This is a genomic window from Streptomyces sp. S3(2020) (genome assembly GCF_013044505.1).
Classification (GTDB): domain Bacteria; phylum Actinomycetota; class Actinomycetes; order Streptomycetales; family Streptomycetaceae; genus Streptomyces.
Genome location: NZ_JABERD010000143.1, coordinates 1 through 24,852 on the forward strand (window position 1 = coordinate 1; position 24,852 = coordinate 24,852).

Annotated in this window: 26 protein-coding genes; 14 read left to right on the top strand and 12 right to left on the bottom strand. The window is 70.7% G+C overall.

Annotated features, from left to right (window positions below; all coding sequences use genetic code 11):
* Positions 1 to 53: 53 nt before the first annotated feature.
* On the bottom strand, positions 54 to 1,100 hold the full coding sequence (locus HLK59_RS33825) for an amidohydrolase family protein (protein WP_171145410.1): 1,047 nt from the start codon (positions 1,098 to 1,100) through the stop codon (positions 54 to 56).
* 655 nt (positions 1,101 to 1,755) lie between these two features.
* Between HLK59_RS33825 and HLK59_RS33830 the strand changes: the two genes are divergently transcribed.
* The 4 genes from HLK59_RS33830 (at position 1,756) to HLK59_RS33845 (ending at position 4,487) form a co-directional block, all read left to right on the top strand.
* Positions 1,756 to 2,076, top strand: coding sequence for a helix-turn-helix domain-containing protein (locus HLK59_RS33830; RefSeq protein ID WP_171145411.1), 321 nt, complete (start codon positions 1,756 to 1,758; stop codon positions 2,074 to 2,076).
* A 248-nt stretch (positions 2,077 to 2,324) separates the two neighbouring features.
* Entirely contained in the window at positions 2,325 to 2,528 is a 204-nt protein-coding gene (locus HLK59_RS33835) for a cold-shock protein (RefSeq protein ID WP_046247661.1), read from the top strand.
* Positions 2,529 to 2,627: 99 nt separating this feature from the next.
* Positions 2,628 to 2,930, top strand: a complete 303-nt coding sequence (locus tag HLK59_RS33840) for an SCO5918 family protein (RefSeq protein WP_171145412.1) — start codon at positions 2,628 to 2,630, stop codon at positions 2,928 to 2,930.
* A gap of 231 nt (positions 2,931 to 3,161) precedes the next feature.
* Positions 3,162 to 4,487, top strand: coding sequence for a phosphatase PAP2 family protein (locus HLK59_RS33845; protein WP_277349554.1), 1,326 nt, complete (start codon positions 3,162 to 3,164; stop codon positions 4,485 to 4,487).
* A 32-nt stretch (positions 4,488 to 4,519) separates the two neighbouring features.
* Here the strand turns inward: HLK59_RS33845 and HLK59_RS33850 are convergent, their stop codons facing one another.
* The gene (locus HLK59_RS33850; protein ID WP_171145413.1) at positions 4,520 to 5,728 is read right to left on the bottom strand and encodes a helix-turn-helix transcriptional regulator; all 1,209 of its coding nucleotides are present in this window, start codon (positions 5,726 to 5,728) and stop codon (positions 4,520 to 4,522) included.
* Between the two features lie 213 nt (positions 5,729 to 5,941).
* Between HLK59_RS33850 and HLK59_RS33855 the strand changes: the two genes are divergently transcribed.
* Complete coding sequence (locus tag HLK59_RS33855) at positions 5,942 to 6,673, top strand: DUF4232 domain-containing protein (RefSeq protein WP_171145414.1); 732 nt, start codon at positions 5,942 to 5,944, stop codon at positions 6,671 to 6,673.
* A gap of 107 nt (positions 6,674 to 6,780) precedes the next feature.
* On the top strand, positions 6,781 to 7,566 hold the full coding sequence (locus tag HLK59_RS33860) for a calcium-binding protein (protein WP_171145415.1): 786 nt from the start codon (positions 6,781 to 6,783) through the stop codon (positions 7,564 to 7,566).
* A 54-nt stretch (positions 7,567 to 7,620) separates the two neighbouring features.
* Here the strand turns inward: HLK59_RS33860 and HLK59_RS33865 are convergent, their stop codons facing one another.
* The 6 genes from HLK59_RS33865 to HLK59_RS33890 all read right to left on the bottom strand — a co-directional run bounded on the left by HLK59_RS33865 (position 7,621) and on the right by HLK59_RS33890 (position 13,947).
* The gene (locus tag HLK59_RS33865) at positions 7,621 to 9,162 is read right to left on the bottom strand and encodes a DEAD/DEAH box helicase (protein WP_171145416.1); all 1,542 of its coding nucleotides are present in this window, start codon (positions 9,160 to 9,162) and stop codon (positions 7,621 to 7,623) included.
* 212 nt (positions 9,163 to 9,374) lie between these two features.
* Complete coding sequence (locus HLK59_RS33870) at positions 9,375 to 9,722, bottom strand: MerR family transcriptional regulator (RefSeq protein ID WP_171145417.1); 348 nt, start codon at positions 9,720 to 9,722, stop codon at positions 9,375 to 9,377.
* Positions 9,723 to 9,919: 197 nt separating this feature from the next.
* Positions 9,920 to 11,386 carry a DEAD/DEAH box helicase gene (locus tag HLK59_RS33875; protein WP_171145418.1) on the bottom strand — a complete coding sequence of 489 codons (1,467 nt, stop codon included), beginning with the start codon at positions 11,384 to 11,386 and terminating at the stop codon, positions 9,920 to 9,922.
* 238 nt (positions 11,387 to 11,624) lie between these two features.
* On the bottom strand, positions 11,625 to 11,828 hold the full coding sequence (locus HLK59_RS33880; RefSeq protein WP_171145419.1) for a cold-shock protein: 204 nt from the start codon (positions 11,826 to 11,828) through the stop codon (positions 11,625 to 11,627).
* A gap of 371 nt (positions 11,829 to 12,199) precedes the next feature.
* The gene (locus HLK59_RS33885; protein ID WP_171145432.1) at positions 12,200 to 12,688 is read right to left on the bottom strand and encodes a DUF5990 family protein; all 489 of its coding nucleotides are present in this window, start codon (positions 12,686 to 12,688) and stop codon (positions 12,200 to 12,202) included.
* A gap of 47 nt (positions 12,689 to 12,735) precedes the next feature.
* Positions 12,736 to 13,947: an Ig-like domain-containing protein gene (locus tag HLK59_RS33890; protein WP_171145420.1), complete on the bottom strand. Its 1,212-nt coding sequence runs from the start codon at positions 13,945 to 13,947 to the stop codon at positions 12,736 to 12,738.
* Positions 13,948 to 14,202: 255 nt separating this feature from the next.
* On the opposite strand from HLK59_RS33890, the gene HLK59_RS33895 reads away from it, so the two are divergent.
* From HLK59_RS33895 to HLK59_RS33915, 5 genes are read left to right on the top strand one after another with little or no spacing between them, the layout of a single operon-like run.
* On the top strand, positions 14,203 to 15,405 hold the full coding sequence (locus tag HLK59_RS33895) for a peptidoglycan bridge formation glycyltransferase FemA/FemB family protein (RefSeq protein ID WP_346779866.1): 1,203 nt from the start codon (positions 14,203 to 14,205) through the stop codon (positions 15,403 to 15,405).
* Positions 15,402 to 17,012: a murein biosynthesis integral membrane protein MurJ gene (gene murJ, locus HLK59_RS33900; protein WP_171145421.1), complete on the top strand. Its 1,611-nt coding sequence runs from the start codon at positions 15,402 to 15,404 to the stop codon at positions 17,010 to 17,012. Before HLK59_RS33895 ends, murJ begins: the two co-directional genes overlap by 4 nt.
* A gap of 23 nt (positions 17,013 to 17,035) precedes the next feature.
* The gene (locus HLK59_RS33905; protein WP_171145422.1) at positions 17,036 to 17,719 is read left to right on the top strand and encodes a response regulator transcription factor; all 684 of its coding nucleotides are present in this window, start codon (positions 17,036 to 17,038) and stop codon (positions 17,717 to 17,719) included.
* Positions 17,716 to 19,188 (top strand): HAMP domain-containing sensor histidine kinase, encoded by a 1,473-nt coding sequence (locus tag HLK59_RS33910; RefSeq protein ID WP_346779867.1) that lies wholly within the window; start codon positions 17,716 to 17,718, stop codon positions 19,186 to 19,188. Before HLK59_RS33905 ends, HLK59_RS33910 begins: the two co-directional genes overlap by 4 nt.
* A complete protein-coding gene (locus HLK59_RS33915) occupies positions 19,185 to 19,793 on the top strand; it encodes a hypothetical protein (protein WP_171145424.1) in 609 nt (202 codons plus the stop codon). Before HLK59_RS33910 ends, HLK59_RS33915 begins: the two co-directional genes overlap by 4 nt.
* Here HLK59_RS33915 and HLK59_RS33920 read toward each other — a convergent pair.
* Entirely contained in the window at positions 19,790 to 20,179 is a 390-nt protein-coding gene (locus tag HLK59_RS33920; protein WP_171145425.1) for an SHOCT domain-containing protein, read from the bottom strand. The two genes, HLK59_RS33915 and HLK59_RS33920, sit on opposite strands and share 4 nt — an antisense overlap.
* Before the next feature lie 169 nt (positions 20,180 to 20,348).
* Here HLK59_RS33920 and HLK59_RS33925 point away from each other — a divergent pair, with 169 nt between their 5' ends.
* Positions 20,349 to 21,050 (top strand): SDR family oxidoreductase, encoded by a 702-nt coding sequence (locus HLK59_RS33925; RefSeq protein WP_171145426.1) that lies wholly within the window; start codon positions 20,349 to 20,351, stop codon positions 21,048 to 21,050.
* Positions 21,051 to 21,071: 21 nt separating this feature from the next.
* The gene (locus HLK59_RS33930; protein WP_171145427.1) at positions 21,072 to 21,443 is read left to right on the top strand and encodes a DUF1330 domain-containing protein; all 372 of its coding nucleotides are present in this window, start codon (positions 21,072 to 21,074) and stop codon (positions 21,441 to 21,443) included.
* Between the two features lie 68 nt (positions 21,444 to 21,511).
* Here HLK59_RS33930 and HLK59_RS33935 read toward each other — a convergent pair whose 3' ends face one another.
* Positions 21,512 to 22,327: an oxidoreductase gene (locus HLK59_RS33935; protein WP_171145428.1), complete on the bottom strand. Its 816-nt coding sequence runs from the start codon at positions 22,325 to 22,327 to the stop codon at positions 21,512 to 21,514.
* 91 nt (positions 22,328 to 22,418) lie between these two features.
* On the opposite strand from HLK59_RS33935, the gene HLK59_RS33940 reads away from it, so the two are divergent.
* Positions 22,419 to 22,943, top strand: a complete 525-nt coding sequence (locus HLK59_RS33940; protein WP_171145429.1) for a TetR/AcrR family transcriptional regulator — start codon at positions 22,419 to 22,421, stop codon at positions 22,941 to 22,943.
* Between the two features lie 24 nt (positions 22,944 to 22,967).
* Here HLK59_RS33940 and HLK59_RS33945 read toward each other — a convergent pair whose 3' ends face one another.
* Together HLK59_RS33945 and HLK59_RS33950 are read right to left on the bottom strand one after the other, a co-directional pair.
* Positions 22,968 to 23,537: a TetR/AcrR family transcriptional regulator gene (locus HLK59_RS33945; protein WP_171145430.1), complete on the bottom strand. Its 570-nt coding sequence runs from the start codon at positions 23,535 to 23,537 to the stop codon at positions 22,968 to 22,970.
* Positions 23,538 to 23,752: 215 nt separating this feature from the next.
* Positions 23,753 to 24,852, bottom strand: a 1,100-nt coding sequence (locus HLK59_RS33950) for a 4Fe-4S binding protein (RefSeq protein WP_206327931.1), incomplete at its 5' end; no start/stop codon positions are given.

Consider the following 24,852-nt stretch of genomic DNA (forward strand, 5'->3'; position numbering starts at 1 on the left):
CCGCCATCGCGGGGACAAACTGCCTCCGTAAAGCCCGACGCCCCCACATCTCCCTACACCGACTCATTCTCTGCCCTTCGCCTGCCCGGCGCAACCCACTGTTGCCCCACTGTTCCTGTCTCTACAACCTGATCGGAGCCGCCAGTCACCTTCGGTGGCCAACCGGCGACCACGCGCGTCGCCCGCCACCTCAGCCCGAACAACGCCGCCGCGTTGTCGTGACACACCCGCCGCAGCCACTCCTCCCCGAGGTCCAGCCGCTCCAGGGCGTGCAGCTGGTGCATGTACGGATAGGGGATGTTGGGGAAGTCGGTGCCGAGCAGGATGCGGTCGCCGAGGTCGGTCAGGCGGGGCAGGGCGCGGCGGGGGAACGGGACGAAGTCCTCGGTGAAGTCGGTGAACGCCATCGTCGTGTCCAGCCGCACCTCCCCGTACCGCTCCGCGAGGCCGAGGAAGTCCTCGTACTCGGGCATCCCCATGTGCGCGACGATCAGCCGCAGCCGGGGGTGGCGCTCCAGCACCCGGGCGACCGGCTCCGGGCCGGTGTGCTTGCCGGGAGCAGGTCCGGAGCCGCAGTGGATGACGACGGGGATCGCGGCCTCCGCCAGCAACCCCCACGCCCCGTCGAGGAGTTCGTCGGCCGGGTCGTACGCCCCCACCTGCACATGCGCCTTGAAGACCCGCGCGCCCGCCTCGACGGCCTCGCGGACACAGGCCTCGGTGTCCGGCTCGGGAAAGAGCGTGGCGGTGTGCAGACAGTCGGGGGTACGGCGGGCGAAGTCGGCCGCCCAGCCGTTCAGCCACCGGGCCATGCCCGGCTTGTGCGGGTAGAGCATCGACGTGAACGCGCGCACGCCGAACTCCCGCAGCAGCGCGGCCCGTTCCGCCTCGTCCTGCCGGTAGGTGATCGGCCACTCCAGGCCGCCGGTCAGCGGTCCGAGCGCGTCGAAGTACTCCCAGACCTTGCGCAGGACCCGCTCGGGCATGAAGTGCGTGTGCACGTCGATCAGCCCGGGAAGCCCGAGCCGCCCCCAGAAGCGGCGCACCTCGCCGGCTTCCCCGTCCGAAGGTCCGTCGCCCGTGACCGCCTGATCGCTCATGCCGCCCACGATCGCCTCTGCCAAGCCCGCACGTCCACCCGCACCACACCGACCGAAGCCTCGCCCCAGAGCCACTCACGCCTGTGAAGACGTGTGCGTTACCGACCGGTTGACCCACAGCCCGAACGGCGGGCCCGACCCGAGGCGACGGAAACGGCCGAGAACAGCAACGAGACGCGGTCCGCCCAGGCCGAGGACCAGGTCGAGACGGAAGGCCGCCGCCGACCTGGACAGTGAGGGGATCCCCGCCCACCCGGCCGAACAGACCCGTCCGGCCACCATCGAAGCGGCCGCGACCGAGCGCTCGCCGCGGGCTTCCACCGCGGCCTGGCCCGCCGCGCCGCGGCCGGACCGAGCGAGACCGAGCGCCCCTCGTGGAAGAGCTGGTCCGCGGTGCCCGACGGCTCGCCCCGACTGACGGAAGCCGGGACGCCCGGACCCACCGAGGTCTGCACCGGGCGTACCGACCCGCTGTGGCTGCGCGACGGGTTCGAGGAAGTACCGCGCTGAGGCTCGCCCGGCAGGCTTCTGGTGTCCCGCTCGTACTGATTCTGTGGTCGTCACGGCAGGATATCCACGGGGACGACTAGAATTCCGGTACGGGATCCAGTTCCCCGTGCGGGCCGTGACACCGGCGGTCCGCGGGAAGGCAGACATGTCCTCGCAAGACCGGTCGCGCGCTGTCGACCGGCTCGACGACGACCACCACCCCGCGTACACCATGGGCCGTGCCGCGGAGGTGATCGGCGCCACCCCCGGGTTCCTCAGGGCGCTCGGCGAGGCCGGACTCATCGCGCCCGTACGGTCGGAGGGCGGTCACCGCCGCTACACACGCCACCAGCTGCGCCTCGCCGCACGCGCCCGCGACATGGTCGACCAGGGCACTCCGATCGAGGCCGCCTGCCGGATCATCGGCCTGGAGGACCAGCTGGCGGACGCGCTGCGCGCCAACGAGAAACTGCGCCGCGACGAGTGAATATCTGATGGCGCCGGAGTAGAAACCCGACCAGTTAGGAAAAAGTATTTTCCCGGGCGCCGACAGTTTTCCCCTCGTCTGCCCGCTTTTTCTTGTTGTCGATTTCGTCCGTGCTAGGCTGAATATCAGTTGCAGTTGTGGTTGCCATTCTTGCCATTCTTGCCGGTTTTCCGGGGCAGGTGATCATCACAGCGATGAGGGAGCCCGCGAGGTGTGGGTTCCAGCACTGCCTAAGTAGGAGAAAACACATGGCCACCGGCACTGTGAAGTGGTTCAACGCGGAAAAGGGCTTCGGCTTCATCGAGCAGGAGGGTGGCGGCCCCGACGTCTTCGCCCACTACTCGAACATCGCCACCCAGGGCTTCCGCGAGCTTCAGGAAGGCCAGAAGGTGACTTTCGACGTCACGCAGGGCCAGAAGGGCCCGCAGGCGGAGAACATCGTCCCCGCCTGACACACGGCGAAGCAGGGGCCCGCACCTTGGGTGCGGGCCCCTGTCCGTTTCCCCGGCCCCGTTCGCTCCCCGGATCCGCCCTGACCCTGGTGAGGCACCATGCGCTGTGTGATCGCCCGTTACCCCTTCGACCTGTCCAAGGCCGAGGTGGAGAAGTCGATGGAGAAGGTCCGCCCCGAACCGGTGACGCATGCCTCCTTCGCCTCGGTCACCATCGGAGGCCGGCCGTACCCCGTCAAGCAGGTGGGAGCGGTGATCACAGGTCAGGACCCCCGCGACTTCACCGCCGCGGAAGTGGTCCGCGCCCTGGTCCGGCTCGGCTTCACCTGCGAGAACGCTCCTCCCAAGGCGGCCCCCGCCCCCGACCTGTCCTACGGCTCGGTCGACCGTCTCCTCGGCTGACCCGCCTCTCCCCCTCCCCCGGGCGTCCGTGACCGACGGTCGCCAAGGTGTGCGGTCGGTTAATTTTGGTGAAACCTGTGAGCGGCTCCGCTAGCATGTTCGAGCTCGCGACGAACACCCCCATCGGGCGCGATAGCCAGCCACTTCACCCCACACATAAAAAATCGGTCAAAGTTGATAAACATATCATCACGGGCGCTTTCGCGAGTTAAGGGTCAGCCGCGAGTGGTGCTGTGGGTCGCCGCGGGCGTGGTGACCCTCGCGTTCCTCGTCATGCTGGAGATCGCCGCACGTCGCTACGGTCTGCCCGGACCGCTCACCTGCCAGCTGCGAGAGCTGATATCCGCCCCCAAGTCGGGTGGCCTGCTGTACGCCGGACTCGCGTTGACGCTGGTCGTGCTCCCCTGGCGGCAGCGGTTCGTCGCGCTCGGCGCCGCCGTCGGCATCGACGTCACCATCGCCCTGGTCCGATGGGCGGCCGACATCAAGGTGACGGAGGGCCATCCCTTCGGCATCGGCGCGCTGTGGGTGATCCTGGGCTGTGCGGTCGTCGCGCTCACCCGTCGCACCGGCGCGGAACGCGTTCTGCTGCTGAAGGGCGCCGGCCTCGGACTGCTCCTGGGAGCCGGCCGCAAGGCGGGCGACACCTGGCTGCTCCTCACCTCGAAGACCCGCCCGACGGTGCTCGACGAGTACATCGCGACCGCCGACCACGCGCTGGGCGACCCGTCGTGGGTGGTGGGCCGGGTCGTCGAGGCCACCGGCAAGTTCGGCTTCAACCTCCTCGACTTCGTCTACGGCAACCTCGCGGTCGCCGCGGTCCTCGTCGCCCTCTACCAACTGCGCAACGTGGCCGCCGACCGCCGCTTCCCGCGCCACCACCTGGTGCGCACCTTCCTGGTGATCGGCCTCCTCGGACCGGGCATCTACATGATCTACCCGGTGGTCGGACCGATCTTCGCCTACGGCAACGGCACCGAGCACTGGGCCGGCGTCGCCATCTGGGCCGAGACGCACTCCACCGGGCAGTGGGCGGTGGCCCAGATCTGGCCGGACACGGTGGCGCCCCTCACCACCCCGCACTCCATACCGTTCGACGGCATCACACCCCGCAACTGCATGCCGAGCCTGCACACGGCCTGGGCCGTCGCGATCTTCATCCATTCCCGCAAGGGCCCGTGGGGACTGCGCTGGGCAGGCACGTTCTGGCTGGTCGCCACGCTCGCCGCGACGCTGGGCTTCGGCTACCACTACGGCGTCGACCTCATCGCCGGCGTGGTGTTCGTGCTCACCATCGAGGCGGCCCTGCGCACCTACGACCGCGCCTGGGACCGGTCGGGGCTCCGGCTGGTCGCCTACGGCATCACGGTCTTCGCCGGGCTCCTGCTGTCGTATCGCTTCCTGCCGATGGAGATGGCCGGCCAGCCGTGGCTCTACGGTCCTCTGCTCCTGCTGGTGATGGCCTCGGTGATCTACGGCTACGTACGGACCACCCGGCAGTGGGAGGCGGCACCCGTTCCGGTGGAGCAGCCGGAACGGCAGACCGAACCCGTCTGACCCCCGCCGCACCCCCGGGGCCGAGGCGGGACTCAGCCGGGGATGTCGGGTTCGTACTCGTTGCGGCCCCACTCGGAGGCGCCGAGCGGATAGTCGTAGGCCGGACGTCCCACGTTCCCGCTCGTCCTGAAGGGCTGCCCCTTGTCGTCGATGCGCACGGTGCCCTTCCGGTCGCCGCTGGACCAGTCCAGCTCCAGATACCAACGGACGGTGTGGGCCCGCGCGTTCGCGAAGACGTAGAAGACCTCGGGGTCGGACTCGCTCACCTTGTACGGGAAGTCGCGCTGACCGGCCCCGGGGGAGACCGCGGGCCGCCCGGTGTCGAGGTCCACCTCGAAGGCCGTCGTGTCCACGCCGCCACCGCAGCCGACGCCCATCGAGAAGTCGTTCCAGTCGAGCGGCGCGCTCTTCTCCACCACCCGCACATGCAGGTCGTCCAGGACGACGGTGGCCTTCCCGGTGCCCTGCACGGTCAGCGCCAGCATCTGCTGCCCGGCGGAGACCGCGCCGAGCGCGTTGACCCACCCGCGCGCGTCCTGCTCAGCCGGCGGCGGGGGCACCTGCTCGGGCCCCCGGTCCACCAGGAAGTGCGGACCGCACGGGTTCTCCCACTTGTACGGGTTGACGGCGACGGCGGGCGCGGTGGCCCTGTCCCGGACCGCGCCGCCGCGGGACGCGGAGGCGGACACCGTAGGACTGCCACCGGGTGAGCCGGACGGTGAGGCCGAAGGGCTCTTCGCGGCGGCCGGTCCGGAGGCGGCCGGACGCTCGTCGACGGACCGGGAGGCCGCCCCCGCGGTCTGCTTCGCGTCCCGGTCGTGCTCGTCAGCGCCGTCGCCGGGCACGAGACCCGCCACGAGCGCCGCCGACACGAGGACGGCGGTCACGGCGGCCACGGCGGTTCCGGCGAGGACGACCGTGCGTCGCCGCGCGGTCCTGGCCACCACCGCCGTCTCCACCCGCGGTTCCGCCTCCGCCGGAACCGCCGTGGCCGCCTTCTGCCCCCGCCGGGCATCCGCGAGAACCCACCGCCGGTGCAGCTCCACCAGCTCCTCGGGCGTCGCCCCGCACGCCCGCGCGAACCGTTCCACGGGCGCGTAGTCCGTCGGTACGGCGTCCCCGTTGACGTACCGGTGAAGGGTCGACGTACTCGTGTGCAGCCGCTTCCCCAGCACCCCGTAACTGAGCCCGGACCGCTCCTTCAACTGGCCCAACAGCTCCGGGAATTCGTCGCCCGCCACTCTTCCGCTCTCTCCCCACGTCCCGGACCACCGTTCCAGGGGGAGGTCGTTCCCCCAGGTCAGAGCCGTTCCAGGCGTTCCGGCGTCCCGGATACCCCGCCAATCGTGGCGGTCGGGACGGATCACCGCTCAAGCTGTTGTCATCCAAGCACGCCGCTCCCGGCACCCGGTCGAGCGGCCCAGGCAACACCCGTACCGCACAGGGGGATTCACATGTTCACTCGCACCCACCGCACCCGTATGCTCGCCGCCGCCGCACTCGCGGCCGCCACGCTGACGCTGACGGCGTGCAACAACGGAGAGGGCGTCAACGACGAGGGTGCGTCGGCCGGTTCCTCCGCCACGGGGACGGCCTCCACCACGGCCTCGCCCGAGGCGGGCGGCGCTTCCAAGGGCTCGACGGGCGGCGCGGCCGGTTCGAACGGCGGGGCGACTCCCTCGGCCTCCACCGGCTCCTCGGGTACGTCGGGCTCCTCGGGTTCCTCGGGCTCCACGGGTGGCTCGGCGGACTCGGCGTCGGACTCGTCGGCCACCACGGTCGCCTGCGCCAAGACCTCCACCCGGACGACCGCCACGGCCGTCTCCCGGCCCCTGAACCACCTTCTCCTCACCGTCACCAACACCGGCTCGAAGAACTGCACCCTCATCGACTACCCGGCCGTCCGCTTCGGCGAGGCCCAGTCCGTCCCGCCGGTCTTCGAGGACTCCATGCCGCAGGCGGTGGTGACACTGGCTCCCGGTGAGTCGGGTTACGCGAGCGTCCTGCTCTCGGCCGCGGACGGCAGCGGCTCCAACGGCTACACGGCCAAGTCCCTGGAGGTCTACTTCAACTCGGCCGCGAAGACCGCGGCGCACCCGTCGCTTCCGGCCAAGGGCGTGTACGTCGACGACTCGATCCAGGTCTCGTACTGGCAGTCGACGATGGCCGACGCCCTCACCTGGTGACCCAGGGGTCCCGGTTGTGACGAAGCTGTCGAATTAACAACACGCGAACCGTTGGCCAACGCCGTAGTCTCCCTGTGATCACACAAAGACTCCACGGGGGGACACCCATGCGCGCAACCACGCGCCTCGCCCTGCTCGGCACGAGCGTCGCACTGATCGCCACCGCGGCCGGTGCCACCTCCGCGCAGGCGGAGGACGGCAGTTCGGGCGACATCACGATCGACAAGATCGTCGTGAACGGCGGCAAGCCGGTCGTGGTCGGTACCACCAACGTGGTGTCCGCCAAGGTCTCCGTGACCGCGACGGACAACTCGGGCATCGCCAAGACCAAGTACATCAGCGGCTGGGGGCCGAGTCCGAACTTCGTGGACATCTGGTTCGACGACGGCGACATCACGTGCACCGAGGTGAGCGCGACCACGTCCACCTGCACGGGCACGCTGGAGTTCGACCCCCAGTGGGGCAACGGCGTCGTCAACAACGCCGCGGCGGCCACCTGGGACCTCGCCGTCTCGGTCAACGCCAACGACCTCGACTACATCCACCGCGACGCGGCCACCACCTTCAAGGTGCAGCGCGCCTCGAAGCTGACGGTCAACGCGTCGCCGGAGCCGGTGAAGAAGGGCAAGACCGTCACGGTCACCGGCAAGCTGACCCGCGCGAACTGGGAGACCGACAAGTACGCGGGGTACGCGACCCAGTCGGTGAAGCTCCAGTTCCGCAAGAAGGGCAGCTCCACCTACACCACGGTCAAGACCATCAAGACCAACTCGACGGGCAACCTGAGCACCACCGTCAAGGCCTCGGTCGACGGCTACTACCGCTACAGCTTCGCGGGCACCGCGACGACCCCCGCGGTCAGCGCGGCCGGCGACTACGTGGACGTCAAGTAGCCGTACGGGTACCCGGCAAGGGCGCCGTCCCCATCGGGGCGGCGCCCTTCTCGGTCAGCGGCCGTTGCCCTTGGCGGGGGAGCGGCGGCGGCTCTGCGCCGGGCGGCCACGGCGGCTGCGGCGGGCGGGGCCCGAGGACTCGGGGCGGGTCTCGGTGACCGGCGGGGCGAGGACGACGGGTACGCCCGAGGGGGCCTGGGCGCCGGTGATGCGGCTGAGTTCGTCGCCGCCCGAACGCACCTTGGTGGTCTTCGGGGTGATGCCGGCGTCGGTCATCAGACGGGTCATGTCGCGGCGCTGGTGGGGCAGGACCAGTGTGACGACGGTGCCGGACTCGCCGGCGCGGGCGGTGCGGCCGCCGCGGTGCAGGTAGTCCTTGTGGTCGACGGGCGGGTCGACGTTGACGACGAGGTCGAGGTCGTCGACGTGGATGCCGCGGGCGGCCACGTTGGTGGCGACCAGCGCCGTGATGTGACCGTCCTTGAACTGGGCCAGGGCCCGGTTGCGCTGGGACTGCGACTTGCCACCGTGCAGCGCGGCGGCGCGTACTCCGACGGCCAGGAGCTTCTTGGCCAGCCGGTCCGCCCCGTGCTTGCTGTCGATGAACATGATCACGCGTCCGTCACGGGCGGCGATCTCGGTCGTGGTGGCGTGCTTGTCGTCGTCCTCCACGTGCAGCACGTGGTGGTCCATCGTCACCACGGCGCCCGCGGACGGGTCGACCGAGTGGACGACCGGGTCGTCGAGGTAGTTGCGCACCAGCTTGTCGATGTTGCGGTCCAGGGTGGCCGAGAACAGCAGCCGCTGGCCGCCGGGGCGCACCTGGTCGAGCAGGGCGGTGACCTGGGGCATGAAGCCCATGTCGGCCATCTGGTCGGCCTCGTCCAGGACGGTGATCGCGACCCGGTCGAGCCGGCAGTCGTCCCGCTCGATGAGGTCCTTCAGCCGGCCCGGCGTCGCCACGACGACCTCGGCGCCGCCGCGCAGCGCGCTGGCCTGCCTGCCGATCGAGAGCCCGCCGACCACGGTCGCGAGCCGCAGCCGCAGCGCGCGGGCGTAGGGGGTGAGGGCGTCGGTGACCTGCTGGGCGAGTTCCCGGGTGGGTACGAGGACCAGGGCGAGGGGCTGGCGGGGTTCGGCGCGCTGTCCTGCCGTACGGGCCAGCAGGGCGAGGCCGAAGGCGAGCGTCTTGCCCGAGCCGGTGCGGCCGCGGCCCAGCACGTCACGTCCGGCCAGCGAGTTGGGAAGCGTCGCGCCCTGGATGGGGAACGGCGTGGTCACGCCTTCCGCGGCGAGGGTGGCCAGCATCTGCTTGGGCAGGTCGAGGTCGGTGAACGCCTCGACCGGCGGCAGCGCCGGTGTGACGGTGACCGGAAGGGCGAACTCCCCGCCGGGTGCGGCGGAACGGCCGCCGCGGCCACCCCGGCCGGACTTGCCCGCTGCGTTCTTGGCGGCTCCGCTCTTGGCCGCGCGGGAAGGCGCGCTCTGGCGCCCCGCCCCTTGCGAGCGGACGCGGTCGCCCCGGCCGGAACCGGCGGTGCCCTTGTCCGTACGGGTGCGGGTGGAACTGCTGTTCGTGCGAGCCTGGCGGTTCAAATGGGGACCTTCCTCGATACGGCACCTGTCGCGCGTGAGCCGCGTCAGCGTCAGGCGGTAACGATGTTCTCCGCCTGGGGGCCCTTCTGGCCCTGCGTGACCCCACGGGAAGATCTGACAAGCCCCGGAAGGTCCCGGAAACAAAAAGAGTGCTCGTCGACGAAGGTCGAAGAGCACTCAAAGTCTCTGGTAACCAAAACTGCCACTTTACATCAAGGTAGCACAGGTCCAGCTTCCTCCGTGTGCCCGGCGCGGCGCCGGTACTCGGCGTTGATGCGCTGGGCTTCCTCCAGCTGGTCCTCAAGGATGACGATGCGGCAGGCGGCCTCGATGGGGGTGCCCTTGTCGACGAGCTCGCGGGCGCGTGCCGCGATCCGCAGCTGGTAGCGGGAGTACCTGCGGTGTCCGCCCTCCGAGCGCAGCGGAGTGATCAGCCGGGCCTCGCCGATGGCTCGCAGGAAGGCCGGGGTGGTGCCGAGCATCGCGGCGGCCCGCCCCATCGTGTACGCGGGGTAGTCGTCGTCGTCCAGACGACCACTGAGGGGTGTATCTGCTGTCATGTCACCTCGTTGTGCAACGCGTCGAGGGGTCCGGTGCCGTACGGAACCAGGGCCCCGAAGGAAATTCAACACCATCTGCCGGCTCGGCCGTGTCCCGAGGCAGGGGCCGGCACAAGCCGGGAGGGCCCTGCCGACGAGTGTCGGCAGGGCCCTCCGCGGGTGGGACGGGTGAACTACGGGGCGATGGGCCCGATCCTCTAGGCCGCCGGGTCCAGGGCGGTCCGCCGCGCCCCGCGCCCGCGGGAGGGGCGCCCCCGGCGGCTTCGGGACGAGGAAGCCCCGGACGACCCGGCACGGCGGGCCGGCGTCGCGGCCGGTGCGGGGATGACGACGGGGACGCCGGAGGGGGCCTGGGCGCCGGTGATGCGGCTCAGTTCCGCTTCGCCCGAGCGCACCGGGGTGACCGTGGGGGTGATGCCGGCCGAGGCCATCAGCCGGTTCATGCCGCGGCGCTGGCCGGGTGTCACGAGGGTGACGACGGTGCCGGACTCGCCGGCGCGGGCGGTGCGGCCGCCGCGGTGCAGGTAGTCCTTGTGGTCGCTGGGCGGATCCACGTTGACGACGAGGTCGAGGTTGTCGACGTGGATGCCGCGGGCCGCGACGTTGGTCGCCACCAGGACCGTGACCTGTCCGGTCTTGAACTGCGCGAGGGTCCGGGTGCGCTGGGGCTGGGACTTGCCGCCGTGCAGCGCCGCCGCGCGGACCCCGCTGTTCAGCAGGTGCTGGGTCAGCCGGTCCACGGCGTGCTTGGTGTCCAGGAACATGATCACCCGGCCGTCGCGTGCCGCGATCTCGGTGGTCGTCCGGTGCTTGTCCGCTTCGTGCACCTGGAGGACGTGGTGCTCCATGGTGGTGACCGCACCCGCCGACGGGTCGACGGAGTGGACCACCGGGTCCGCCAGGTAGCGGCGCACGAGCAGGTCGACGTTGCGGTCCAGGGTGGCGGAGAAGAGCATGCGCTGCCCCTCGGGGCGCACCTGGTCGAGGAGGGCGGTGACCTGGGGCATGAAGCCCATGTCGGCCATCTGGTCGGCCTCGTCCAGGACGGTGATGGCGACCTGGTCCAGTCGGCACTGGCCGCGGTCGATGAGGTCCTTCAGCCGCCCCGGCGTCGCCACGACGACCTCCGCCCCGGCCCGCAGCGCTCCGGCCTGCCGGCCGATGGGCATCCCGCCGACCACGGTCGCGAGCCGCAGCCGCAGCGCGCGGGCGTAGGGGGTGAGGGCGTCGGTGACCTGCTGGGCGAGCTCGCGGGTGGGTACGAGGACCAGGGCGAGGGGCTGGCGGGGCTCGGCGCGCTGTCCTGCCGTACGGGCCAGCAGGGCGAGGCCGAAGGCGAGCGTCTTGCCCGAGCCGGTGCGGCCGCGGCCCAGGACGTCACGTCCGGCGAGGGAGTTCGGCAGGGTCGCTCCCTGGATGGGGAACGGTACGGTCACGCCTTGGTGGCCGAGTTCGGCCAGCAGCGGCGCCGGCAGGGCGAGGTCGGCGAACGCCTCGACGGCGGGCAGTGCGGGCGTGATCGTCTTCGGCAGCGCGAACTCGCCCTGGCGTGCGGCGGGCCGGCGGTCGTAGCCGGTGGAACGCCGGGACGCCCCCGAGCGCTGGGCGGAACTCCGGGAGCGGTCGTGGGCGCGGGTCGGGCGGGCGGTGCGTGCGTGGTTCAAGCGGAACCTTCCTCGATGGGGCACAGGGGCGCGAAGCAAGGAATTTCCGCAGCAAAACGAACGGCGCAGAGAATCGCGAGATCGAGCCGGAGTCGGTGGGCGTCGATTCGGATCGACGGGGAATGTGTCACCGGTCGGTGAGGTGTGATCTTCCCGTCACGCGCCCTGAAATGCAGCGAGCTGGGGCCCGCACCCCAAGGTGCGGGCCCCAGCTGCGAAATATGTGTTGCCGCAGGTGTCAGGCGGGAACGATGTTCTCGGCCGTCGGGCCCTTCTGGCCCTGACCGATGTCGAACGACACCTTCTGGCCCTCCTGGAGCTCACGGAAGCCCTGGGCGGCGATGTTCGAGTAGTGGGCGAAGACGTCGGGGCCGCCGCCGTCCTGCTCGATGAAGCCGAAGCCCTTTTCCGAGTTGAACCACTTCACGGTGCCGGTAGCCATGTCATTTCTCCTTCGGAGACGATAGTCGGAATTCGCCCTGTGCGGATTCCGCGTCGCCGTGCTGATTAACCCGTCGGAAAATGAACCTTCTGGCAACCACACCTGCAACTGAAATCGACAGTAGCACGGTGCGATCGGCCGTGTGCGGTGGATAATTTCGATCCGGTCGGTGATCGGGGAATAGTCTCCGTGCGCCGTATCTATTTCTGGTTCCACGGATGCAGATATTGGTCCGCGCGGATGCGGTGTTCCCGCCCCGCGTCTTCGGCCTCAGCGCCGTGACCTCGGACGATGGGCCGTCCGCCGTTGCCGTCGGCATCGGCGGGCAGGACGACGGGGAACGGGCCGGGACCCGCGTTTCGCAAGGAACGTCACATCGGCCCGGAGGCGACGGCGGCGGTCCAGGTGATGTGCGGGGGCTCGACGCGTGCGCACAGCGGCCCGCCCTGCGCGTCGGTCAGCCCGAGGCGTGCGATCAGCAGCCCGTCGCGCGCGGCGGCGGCCAGCACCTCGGCGGGGATCACGTCGAGCATGAGCTTGGCGCGGCGGAACATCGTGAAGGTGCCCGCCTCGTCGACCGTGCCCCAGGAAAGGTAGACGAACCGTCGGCCCAGCCGGTCCTGCACATAGGGACCCCTGATGTCGGTACCGGTCGGCGAGGCGCTCGTGGTGCACTCCAGGGTCCAGGTCGCGGACGGCGCGTCGCCGGGCTGCGGCTCCAGGAGCTCGGCCGGGCGGTCGCGGCGCTGCACGGCGACGTGGAGGTTGTCGTACGCCGGCACCCTGCCGTCGACAGAGGCGGGGCGGGTGCGGCCGGGCAGGTCGACGGCGTCGATGCGGATACGCATGGTGCCCATCATCGCGCCCTTCTCCGCGCGGGCGGCCGCCCGGGCGTCCGGCCGTCCCTTCAGCGCAGCGCGCTCTTCTGCCGCCACTCGCTCCACGAGAGGTTCCACGCGCCGAAGCCGTTCCCCGGCGCGACCACACCCTTGGTGTCCTTGCCGGTGATCTCGAACGGGTCGCCCGGCCGCACCTGTCCGTAGAACCAGGCCGCGTTCGCGTCGCTCATCCCTATGCACCCGGAACTGTGGTTGGTGTTGCCGAAGTAGCGGGCGTTCCACGGGGCGGCGTGCGCGTACATGCCCGACCAGGTCAGCCGCATCGAGTGCTCGACCATCTTGTCGTAGGCGTTGCCGAGGCCCACCGTCTCGGAGTTCATGTTGATCGTGCCCTCCTTGGCCATGAGCACGGCGGTCCCGCGCCAGGAGCGCTTGTCGCCGCCGGGCGTGCCGCCGGAGACCGGTATGCGCCGGACCGTCTCGCCGTCGCGGACGAGGGTGAGCTGGTGGCTGTCGAGGTCGACCTTGACGATCTGGCGGGTGCCGATGGTGAAGGTGGTCGTGTAGTCGCGTACGAACCAGCCGCCGGCCGCGCCCGAGTCGGTGCCGTTGAGCTCGGCGTTCAGCGTGACCTTGGTGCCGGGCTTCCAGTACGTCTTGGGCCGCCAGTCCACCCGGTCCTTGCCCGACCAGTCGGTCAGCCAGCCCCAGGAGCCCTCGGTGTCGTTCGAGGTGGTGATCCTGAGCTGCTTCTCGACCGCGGCCCGGTTCTTCACCGGGTTGTCGAAGACCAGGGAGATCGGCTGGGCGACACCGACGGTGGTGTCGGCGCCCGGCCGCCAGTCGACCTTGTTGACCTTCTCCGCCGGGGCCGTGGTGAAGGTGGACCTGGTGGTCCTGGCGGTTCCGCCCGCGGTCCGGGTCGCCGCCGTCACCGTGTACGCGGCGCCGGGGACGGCCTTGCGGTCGGAGACCCACGAGCGGCCGTCGGCGGCGACCTCGCCGGTGAGCCGGTGGTCCTCGGCGTCGGTGACGGTCACCGAGGTGAGCTTGCCGCCGGAGGCGGTGATGCGTACGGAGTCGCCCGCCCGTACCTGATCTCCGGTGGGCGTGACGGTGACCGTGACGGGGCGGTCGTCGGCGCTCGGCTTCGCATCGGAGTCCGCGGCGCCCGAGGAGGTGTTCGAGGAGCAGGCGGCGAGCGGTGTCAGCAGGGCGGTGACGACGGCGGCCCGGACGCGGGCACGGGCCAGTACACGGGTGTGGGGCGACCGGGACAACGGGACCTCCGGGAAGACGAAAGGAAGAAGACGAAAGGAAGAGGCAAGGGACGACGGGAAGGAGTCGGCCAAAGGCGGCGATGTCGTGACTGTAGAGCCGTAAAACCCGAGGTCAGCCGCTATGGGGCAATGTGACGGCGACTGGTGAGGAACGGTCATGGTCCGGTCACATTCGCCGCGCGGAGCGGTCATGGTCCGCTGTGAGCATCCTTTGCGTCCCCGTGAGAGGCCCGGGGAGAAGGAGAGGCTCAGACTGTGTCAGCGCTGCTCGTGCCGCCCAGCCGCGTGCCCCAGGCACACCACCCGGGCATCACCCTGCGAACCATCACCGCGGAGACCTACCGCGCCTTCCTCGCGTCCCCCGACGGCAGGGCCCTCGGCGCCGGATTCCTCCAGTGCCCGTCCTGGGCCGACGTCAAGGAGGGCTGGCGTGCCCAGCTGCTCGGCTGGGGGCCGGACCCCGAGGCGGGCCGGCTGACGGGCGTGGCCCTGGTGCTGCTGCGGCAGTTCCCCGGCACCCGCAAGTACTTCGCGTACCTTCCCGAAGGGCCCGTCGCCGACTGGAACGACCCCGACGTCGACGGCTGGCTCGGTCCGCTCCTCGCCCACCTGCGCGCCGCCGGCGCCTTCGCCGTACGCATCGGTCCCGCGCCCGCCTACCGGCGCTGGGACGCCGCCCGGCTCAAGCCGCTCACCGGACCCGGTCGGCGCCTCGGCGATGTGCTCGCCAGCGAGGTCGATCCGCTCGGCACCGCCGTCGCCGAGCGGCTGCGGGCCCGGGGCTGGCGACGCTGCGGCGGGGACGGGACCGGGCAGGACGGGGACGGGGACGCCCAGCCCCGGCACGTCTTCCACATACCGCTCGCCGGACGCACCACCGAGGACCTGTGGTCCGGGCTCAACCAGGAGTGGCGCCGCAATGTGCGCCGGGCCCAGAAGGAGGGCGTGGAGGTGGTGGTGGGCAGTGCGGTCGAACTCCCCGAGTTCTACCGGCTCCTCGGCATCACCGAGCGACGCGACGGGTTCCGGCTCGGCCGCTCGCTCGCCTACTACGAGCGTCAGTACGCGGCGCTCAACGCCGAGGAACCGGGCCGTATGAAGCTGTACCTCGCCCGCCACCGGGGAGAGATCCTGGCCGCCCACACGATGATCACGGTGGGCCGCCGGGCCTGGTACCAGACCGGTGCCTCGGCCGACCACCGTCGCGAGGTCCGGCCCTCCAACGCCCTTCAGTGGCGGATGCTCCAGGACGCCCACGCCCTGGGCGCCGATGTCTACGACATGCGCGGGGTACCCTCCACTCTCGATCCTGAGGAACGCGCGTACGGATTGCTGCGGTGGAAGCTCGGCACCGGGGGACAGGTCGTCGAGACGCTGGGGGAATGGGAGAGGCCATTGGGCGGCAGCGCCAACCACGCGCTCTACCGCGCCTTCCAGGCGTACCTGAACCGCCGATGACATCAACCACAAGCAGGGCGGAAACCACGAACACCGCCCGCGGCAGTGCGGTCATGGCCGCCGGATCCCTCGTCTCCCGGGCCACCGGCTTCGCCCGCTCCGCCGTGGTCGCGGCGGCGCTCGGCACCATCGGGCCGACCGCCGACGGCTACGCGGTCGGCAACGCCCTGCCCACCATCGTCTACATGCTGCTCCTCGGCGGCGCCCTGAACGCCGTCTTCGTGCCCGAGCTGGTCAAGGCCGCCAAGGAGCACGACGACGGGGGCGCCGCGTACACCGACCGGCTCGTCACCGTCTGTGTCCTCGCCCTGCTGGCGATCACCGCGACCGCCGTGTGGGCGGCGCCCGCGATCATCGACGCGTACACCGACTACACCGGCCCGCAGGCGGCCATGACCATCGCGCTCGCCCGGTACTGCCTGCCCCAGATCTTCTTCCTCGGACTGTTCACGCTGCTCGGGCAGGTGCTCAACGCCCGTGGCCGGTTCGGCGCGATGATGTGGGCGCCGGTCCTCAACAACCTCGTCGTCATGACCGTCTTCGGGCTGTACCTGGCCCTCGCCATGGGCGGCGGCGACCGGCTCACCGCCACCGAGACCGCCGTGCTCGGCTGGGGCACCACCGCCGGTATCGCCGTCCAGGCACTCGCCCTCGTCCCCGCCCTGCGCGCCGCCCGCTTCCGCTGGCGGCCCCGCTTCGACTGGCACGGCAGCGGACTGACCCGCCCCCTGCGCGCGGCCGGCTGGCTGGTGCTGCTGGTCCTGGCCAACCAGGCCGCCTACTGGGTCACCACCCGCCTCGCCACCACCGCGGGCCTCGACGGCGGCCCCGGGTACGGCGCCTACAACAACGCCTACGCCCTGTGGGTCGTACCGCACGGCATCATCACGGTCTCCGTGGTGACCGCGCTGATGCCCCGGATGAGCGCGGCCGCCGCCGACGGGGACACCGCCGCCGTGCGGCGCGACGTCTCCCACGCCCTGCGCGTCAGCGCCTGCGCCGTCGTCCCCGCCGCCTGCGCGCTGTTCGCCCTCGCCCAGCCGGTGATGGCCCTCGTCTTCGGGTACGGCAGGACCGGTGCCGACGACACCGCCGCCATGGCCGGGATCCTGATGGCCTTCGCGCCGGGACTCGTCGCCCTGTCCGGCCAGTACGTCCTGTCCCGCGCCTTCTACGCGCTCTCCGACACCCGTACGCCGTTCCTGCTCAACCTCGTGATCGTCGCCCTCAACGCCGGACTGTCCCTGGCCGCCGCCCACCTGCTGCCGGCCCGCTGGGCCGTGACGGGCATGGCGGGGGCGTACTCGCTGGCGCTGTGCGCGGGCTGGGCGGTGACCGGTCTGGTGCTCAGCCGACGGCTCGCCGTCGCCCGCCCGCTGCGCTCGTCCGCCGCCGGCGCCCACGCGCGGCTGCTGCTCGCCGCCGTCCCCGCCACCGCCCTTGGCCACCTCGCGGCCACGGGCGCGCTACGGGCGGGGTCCCTGGTCGCCGCAACTGCCGGGGCGGCTGCCGTCGTCCTCACCTTCGCCGCGCTCGCCCGTCCCCTGCGACTCACCGAACTCCAAGCGCTGCTCCGCGGTGTACGCCGCAGCCGGACCCGGAACTGACCACCACCGAGGGAGAACTGCCGATGCCCCGCGTGCTCCTCATCGAGGACGACCCCTCCGTACGCGAGGGGGTCGAACTCGGTCTGCGCCGCCGCGGCCACGACGTACGGGCGGCGGCGACCGGCGAGGCGGGCCTCGCCGCGCTGGCCGAGTTCCGCCCCGATCTGCTGCTGCTCGACCTGATGCTGCCCGGCATGAACGGCGTACAGGTCTGCCGGCAGGTCCGCGAGCAGAGCCAGCTGCCGATCATCATGCTCACCGCGCGCGGCGACGACTTCGACGTGGTCATCGGCCTGGAAGCCGGTGCCGACGACTACATCGTCAAGCCCGCCCGCCCCGAGGTGATCGAGGCCCGGATCCGTGCCGTACTGCGCCGCCTGGACGACAGCGGCCCGGGCCGCCCGGCCATCGAGGTCTACGGCGAACTCACCGTCGACCGCGTCGGGCTGACCGTCACCAAGGCCGGCCGTCGGCTCGCGCTCGCCCCCTCGGAGCTCAAGCTGCTGCTGCACCTGTGCGCCGCCCCCGAGCAGGTGTTCAGCAGGCAGCAACTGCTGGAGCACGTCTGGGAGCACAGCTTCCACGCCGACGCCCGACTGGTCGACGCGTGCGTCCGCCGGCTGCGCGGCAAGATCGAGGACGAGGCCGGCAGCCCCCGCTACGTTCAGACCCTGCGGGGCTTCGGCTACCGCTTCGGGCCGCTGTGAGCGGCGGCGAGCAGCGCGCACGGGTCAGGGCGTTCGGGCTGCGCGCGCGGTTGTTGCTCGCCTTCCTGCTGGTCGCCGCCGTCAGCGCCGGCACGACCGCCGCGCTGACCTACCGCGAGGCCCGCAACTCGCTGCTGGTGACGGCCCAGGACACGGCGGTCACCTCGTTCCGGGAGCAGGTCCAGCTGACGGCCTTCTCCCTGCCCGTGCGGGAGGAGGGCCTGGAGGACGTCCTGCGGGACATCGCCCGCAAGGGCAAGCCGCACCCCTGGGTGGTCTTCGCCGAGTACGGCACGCTCCGCGCCTCCTCGGGCGAGAACCCCGTCTCCACCGTCATCACCCCCGAACTGCGGCGCGCCGCGCGGGCCAACCCGCACGGCAGCTTCGAACGGGTCGTCAAGGACGGCATCCCCTACCTCACCATCGCCATGCCCACCGTCTTCAAGACCGACCCGGACAGCCTGCTGGCCAGCGGACTCGTCATGTACGCCGTCATGCGGATGACCGACGAGCAGATCAACGTCGACGCCCTCCTCATCGCGGCCCGGGACGGCGCCCTGCCCGGCCTCGCCATCGCGCTGATACCCGCCCTGATCGCCGCGCGCAGCGTGCTGCGTCCGGTACGGGAACTGCGCCAGGCGGCCCGGGACATGGGCAACGGCAGACTCGACACCCGGATCCGGGTGCGCGGCAGCGACGAACTCGCGGACCTGGCACGCACGTTCAACGAGTCGACAGGCCAACTGGAGCAGTCCGTACGGGAGTTGCGCGAGGCCGAGGAACGCGCCCGCCGCTTCGCCTCCGACGTCTCGCACGAACTGCGCACCCCCCTAGCCGGAATGCTCGCCGTCACCGAGGTCCTCGACGAGGACGCGGACGGCCTGGACCCCGACACCGCGCGGGCGGTCCGGCTGGTCAGCACGGAGACCGGAAAGCTCGCCGTGCTCGTCGAGGACCTGATGGAGATCTCCCGCTTCGACGCCCGCGCGGCCGAGCTGAACGCCGACGAGGTCGATGTCGCCGAGGCCATCCGCAAGACCCTCCACAACCGGCACTGGGCCGACGACCGGGTCCGCACCGAACTCCCCGACGGCATCCGGGCCCGGCTCGACCCGCGCCGCTTCGACATCGTGATCGCCAACCTCGTCGGCAACGCCCTGCGGCACGGCGGGGTGCCCGTCACGGTAAGGCTGCGCACCGAGGCACGTCTGCCGGGCCCGCCTGTGCTGATCACCGAGGTCATGGACAGCGGACCCGGCATCCGGCCCGAATCGCTCCCGCACATCTTCGACCGCTTCTACAAGGCCGACGCGGCCCGTACCCGCTCGGCCGGCAGCGGTCTGGGACTGGCGATCACCCTGGAGAACGTGAAGCTGCACGGCGGAACGATCCACGCGGGGAACCGGCCCGGGGGCGGTGCCGTCTTCGCCGTCGAGATACCGCTTCACTCGGAGGGGGCCGGCGGATGAGGCGACGTGTGCCGGCTGTGGCCTTCGCCTTCGCCGCCTGTCTGCCGCTGCTGCTCGGGGGCTGCGGTATCCAGGAGACCGACGTCATCGAGGCGGGCGGTCCCGCCAGCGTCCAGGCCTTCTTCGACGGCGAGTCCGAGATGCTGCTGTTCTTCCGGTCCCCCGACGGAGGGCTGACCCCCGTGATCCGGGACGCCGGGGCGACGATCGTGAACAGCGACGGAACCATCACGACGACCGCCGGAGACCAGGCGGCGGCTCCACCCGTGACCACGCAGAAGGCCGTCACGGCGCTGCTCGCCGGCCTCCAGGACGAGGACCGGGCCGCCGGCCTGAGCACCGCCCTCCCCGCCGCCCATCCCAAGGGCACCATCAAGGTCGAACGCACCTCGCCCGGCCGGGTCACGACCCGTGTGCCCCTCGCCCTGGCGGGCCTGAACGACACCGCCCTGCGCCAGCTGACCTGCACGATCGCCTACAGCCAGGACACCGACGGCCAGGTCGTCGTGGACATCGAGGGGCGGGACGGCACAGCGAGCTCCGGCACCTGCGGGCTGGCCGCCGGCAGCAGCGCGAACGCACCGGCGGCGACGCCGACAGGCTAGGCCAGCAGTTTGACCTTGGCGCGCTCGAATTCTTCCTGGGTGAGGTCGCCCTTGTCCTTGAGCGTGGAGAGTTTGCTCAGCTCGTCGGCCGAACTGCTCCCGCCGCCCGCGGCGTCCTGGATGTACTGACGGACGGCGTCCTCACGCGCTTCGACCTGCTTCAGATCCCTCTCGCCCATGCTCCTTCCGCGGGCGATGAGATACACGAAGACACCGAGGTACGGCAGCAGCAGCACGAGGACGAGCCACCCCGCCTTGCTCCAGCCACTGAGCCCGCGATCACGGAAGACGTCCGTGACGACCTTGAACAGAAGAAAGAACCACATGACCCACAGAAAGAGCCACAGCATCGTCCAGAAGAGGTTGAGCAGCGGGTAGTCGTCCATGGTTCGCTCCGATCATGGATGCGCTACTTCATTCATACCGCCGGACGGGTGAGCTGGCATGCGCAACAGGTTCCCGTGGGTGCGGCTGCCGATGCTGGGGCTTGCGTTGGGAAACCGATCGGTTTACTGTTCTTGAAACCGATCGGTTTCTCGTTTTCTGGAGGTAGTCATGACCGCTCTGAAGGGCGCCAACGTCTTCGTCACCGGCGGTAGCCGCGGTATCGGCAAGGCCCTGGTGGAGGAGCTGTACGCGCGTGGTGCCGGCAAGGTCTATGCCACCGCCCGCGACCCGCGCACCGTGACGCACCCCGACGCGGTCCCGGTGGCGCTGGAGGTCACCGACCCGGCCTCGGTGGCCGCGGCCGCCGCGCAGGCGGGGGACGTCACCGTGCTCATCAACAACGCCGGCGCCTCGGTCGGCGCGTCCTTCCTCGACTCCCCGGTCGACGACATACGCCGGGAGTTCGAGACCAACTTCTACGGCCCGCTCCTCGTCGCCCGCGCCTTCGCGCCGGTCATCGAGCGCAACGGCGGCGGCCACCTCCTCAACGTGCACTCCGTCCTCTCCTGGATCGCGCTCGGCGGCTCCTACAGCGCCTCCAAGGCCGCCCTGTGGTCACAGACCAACTCCCTGCGCCTGGAGCTCCAGCCGCGCGGCATCGCCGTCACCGGACTGCACGTCGGCTACGTCGACACCGACCTGACGACAGGCGTCGACGCCCCCAAGTCCGACGCCCGTGACGTGGCCGCACTCGCCCTCGACGGCGTCGAGGCCGGCGCCCACGAGGTCCTCGCCGACGACATCTCACGGCAGGTCAAGGCGGGCCTGGCCGGTGACCTGGCGGGGCTGTACCCCCAGCTCGCCCAGTAGACGGAGAGGGTGTTGGTGGCGATGAGTGCGAATCCGGAGAGGAGGAAGTTCTACGCCCTGAACATGTTCGACGTGGTCGACCTGGAGAAGTACCTGGCGTATTTCAGCCGCTTGCCGGAAGCGGCTCCCCAGTACGGTGGCCGCATGGTGGCGTTCGGCCGCTTCCGGGACAACGTGGCTGGTGACCTCGCGCCACGGCAGGTTCTGTTCCTCGTTGAATGGGAGTCCGAAGACGCGTTCGACAGCTTCCGGGACGATCCGGAGTTGGCCGACCTGCATCCGTTGCGGGAGAGTGGGACGGCGTCCTATGTCTGGCAGACGTTCGATGGTTCCGATATGAGTGACCCCACCGCCGTCTCGCTCGACGAGGTACTGGCGGTGCTCAAGCCCTAGTCGCGATCTTTCGTGAGGGCCCACCGACTCGGTCGGTGGGCCCTTTCGCGTTCCGCGGCACCTGTGCGTCAGCCGGCCAGGCGGTTCATCTTGCGGATCTGCCTGTCGAAGACCCCGGCGGGAGCGAGGCGGCGCAGGACGCGTGCGCGTCCGGCCAAGGGGCCCGCGGTGTAGCGCGGCTTCGGCTTCGGGTCGGTCGCGGCCGCCACGATCGCCTTGGCGACGACGGCGGGGGCGTCGCCGCCCCTGACGGCCTCCGCCATCACGCGGTCGACGGTCTGCCGCTGCTTCGCGTACGCGTGCAGGGGGATCTCCGGTTTCGCGCTGTTGGCCTCGAACCCGGTCCTGGTGTAGGCGGGTTCGACGATGAGCGCCCGGACACCGTGGTCACGGACCTCGTGGTCCAGGGACTCGGTGTAGCCCTCGATCGCGTGCTTGGAGGCGGCGTAGGCGGCCATGTAGGGCTGGGGCAGGAACCCGAGCACGGACGAGATGTTGATGATGCGCCCGCTTCGCTGGGCGCGCATGTGCGGCAGGACCTCGTTCACCATGCGCATGACGCCGAAGACATTGGTGTCGAAGACGGCCTGGGTCTGTGCGACGGAGGTTTCCTCCGCCGCTCCCATCGAGCCGACGCCGGCGTTGTTGACCAGGACGTCGATCCGCCCGAACCGCTCGCTCGTCTCCCGGACCGCGGCGGCGACCGAGGCGTCGCTGACCACGTCGAGGTCGAGGAGCGTCACACCGCCGAGCGGGGTGACGCGTGAGGTGTCCCGGCCGGTGCCGACCACGTGGAACCCCGCTGCGACGAGGGCGAGCGCGGTTTCCTTCCCGATGCCGGAGGACGCACCCGTCACGAGTGCCACCGGCCGATCTGTCGTCATCCCGGACTCCCGCTCTCCTTCGAAACCGATCAGTTTCCGCTACAGTAAACCGATCGGTTTTCGCGTGCAAGTTCAAGGAGGAGGTGGGGTCATGGGCGGAGTCGGTGCGCGGGAGCGGCGCGAGAGCGTCATTCGCGCGGCGATCACCGAGTTCGCGATCGCCGGCTACCGCGCCACCACCACGGCCGCGATCGCCGAGCGGGTCGGCGTCACACAGCCGTATCTCTTCCGGCTCTTCCCCGACAAGAAGGCGATCTTCGTCGCCGCTCTGGAGCGCAGCGCGGAGGACACCCGCTCGGCTTTCGAGCGGGCGGCCGACGGGGTGCGGGGAGGTGACCGGGCCTGGCAGGTGATGGCGGACGCCTATGCGCGGCTGATCTCGACTTACCCCGAAACGCTCCTGATGCAGATGCAGGGCTACGCCGCCGTGGCGGCCGCCGAGGTGCAGGGCGACGACCTGATCGGTGAGGTCGTCCGGGCCGGCTGGATGAGGGTCTGGGAAACCGTGCACCTGTCGCTGGGTGCCGATGCCGAGAGGACCGCACGCTTCTTCGCCTGCGGCATGCTCGGCAACACGCTCACGGCCATCGGGCTTCCCGTGAACGCCGGGAGGTGAGGGGCTGTTCCGAACGGGGATGCGTCAGTGCACGCCTGCCGCGTCGAGCAGGGTGGTCACGGTGGGTGCGACGAGCCCGGTCAGGCTGTCGGCCTGAATGCCCGCGCGGGCGCTCGCGCCGTCGAAGACCAGGCTGAGCTGACGGGCCAGCAGATCGGGATCGGCCGCCCCGCCCTGTTCGGCCTCGGCGCGGAAGAAGCCCGTCAGATTCGCCTTGACCTGGTGAGCCACGCGGCTCGCCGGGTGACTCTGGTCCTTGAGCTCGACCTGCACCGCCAGATACCGGCAGCCCCGGAACTCGGGCGCCCCTGCCTGCGATTCCACCTGCTCGAAAACGTGCAGGATCCGCTCGCGGGGCGACCCGCCGTCGTCCGCCGCTGGCAGGAGCGTCGCCGCGTAGGCGGAGGCGCGCTCCTTCAGGCTCGCTGCCAGGAGCTCGTCCTTGCTCTCGAACAGCTGGTACATGGAGCGCTTGGACACCCCCGCCGCCTTGCACAGCGCCTCGACGCCGATGTTGACGCCGTCCCGGTAGGTGAGTGTGGCCGCCGCCTCCAGCAGGCGCTCCCTGGGGCTCAGTTTCACTTCGGTGCTCATACCGTGAGGTTAACCCGGAGCGGACGAAATGAAAACCGATCGGTTTCCAGCGTCTTCCGGCGGGACTCCCGGTAGGGGGCTCGACAGGGGGCTCGGCGACGGCCTGGGGGAAGGGCCGTCGCCGAGCGGTGATGGTGTGCGTGCCTGCCGTCCCCGTCAGGGCGACGCACACCGGGGCCACTCCGAGTAGTGGCCCGTCCTGGGTGACCTGCCGCTCATGGCGTACGGGCCTCTCGGTCGGTGGACGCGGAACGCCTCGCCGGGGGATGCCAACCGCCGGTGACTTCCTTGACGGGCTTGTGGGGGAAGCGGCGCAGGGCGTACTCCTGCGCGGGGGAGCCCGGCAGGACGTACAGGGTTTCCTTCTTCTCCTGGAGCGGTCGCAGCACGGTGTCCATGAACGTCCTGCGGTCGTCCAGGTAGGGGCCGAGGACGTCCTCGCCGGCGGGGCAGACGGCGAGGCAGTAGCCGGACTTGTAGCCGGGCGGAGAGCTGAGGCTCTGCCACATGGACGCGCTCTCGGAGTCGCTCACCCGGGAGCGGTAGTCGGCGGCGTCCTCGCTGTCGGCCACGGTCTGCGCCCAGTCGGTGAACCCGCTCATGAACTCGCGGTAGTTGTGCGTGGTGCAGGCCAGCGCGTCGAAGGCGCCGTCCTTGGCGATGGCGCCGACCGGGCAGGCCGCGACACACAACTTGCAGTCGATGCACGGGTTGTAGTCCAGCGCCTGCCCGTACTCGCTCACCTCCGCGTCCACCAGCACGGTGACGAGCAGGACGAAGCTGCCGAACTTCGGGTGGATGACGTTGCGGTGCAGGCCCATCACGCCGAGCCCGGCGGCCACCGCGACCGTCTTGTGCGCCACCACCCAGATCCGCTCGCGGGGGAAGCGGTCCATCTCCTGGGGGAAGCCGACGGACGGATTGAGCGCGCGGTATCCGGCGTCCTGGAGCGCCCGGGTGACCGTGCGCGCGGCGTGGTTGGCCTGTTCGTCGGTCTGGTGGAACTCCTGGTTGGCCACGCTGCGGGCGGGGGAGCGGCAGTTGTCGCGGTTCATCCGGACCGCCATCGCGATCAGGGTGCGGGTGCCGGGCAGCGCGGACTGCACGTGCTCGCGTTCGCCGGCCAGGTCGGGGTGATCGAGGCTGACCGCGGCCGCGTCGTCCGCGCCGGCGGCCAGGCACAGTTCACGCAGCCAGGTCGCGTCCATCACCGGCGGTGGGCTGACCGCGTCACCGGTCCCGCGCCGGGCGAGCACGGCCTGTACGGAGGGGTGGGCAGCGAGCTTCGCCGGAAGCGCGAAGCTCGCTGCCCACC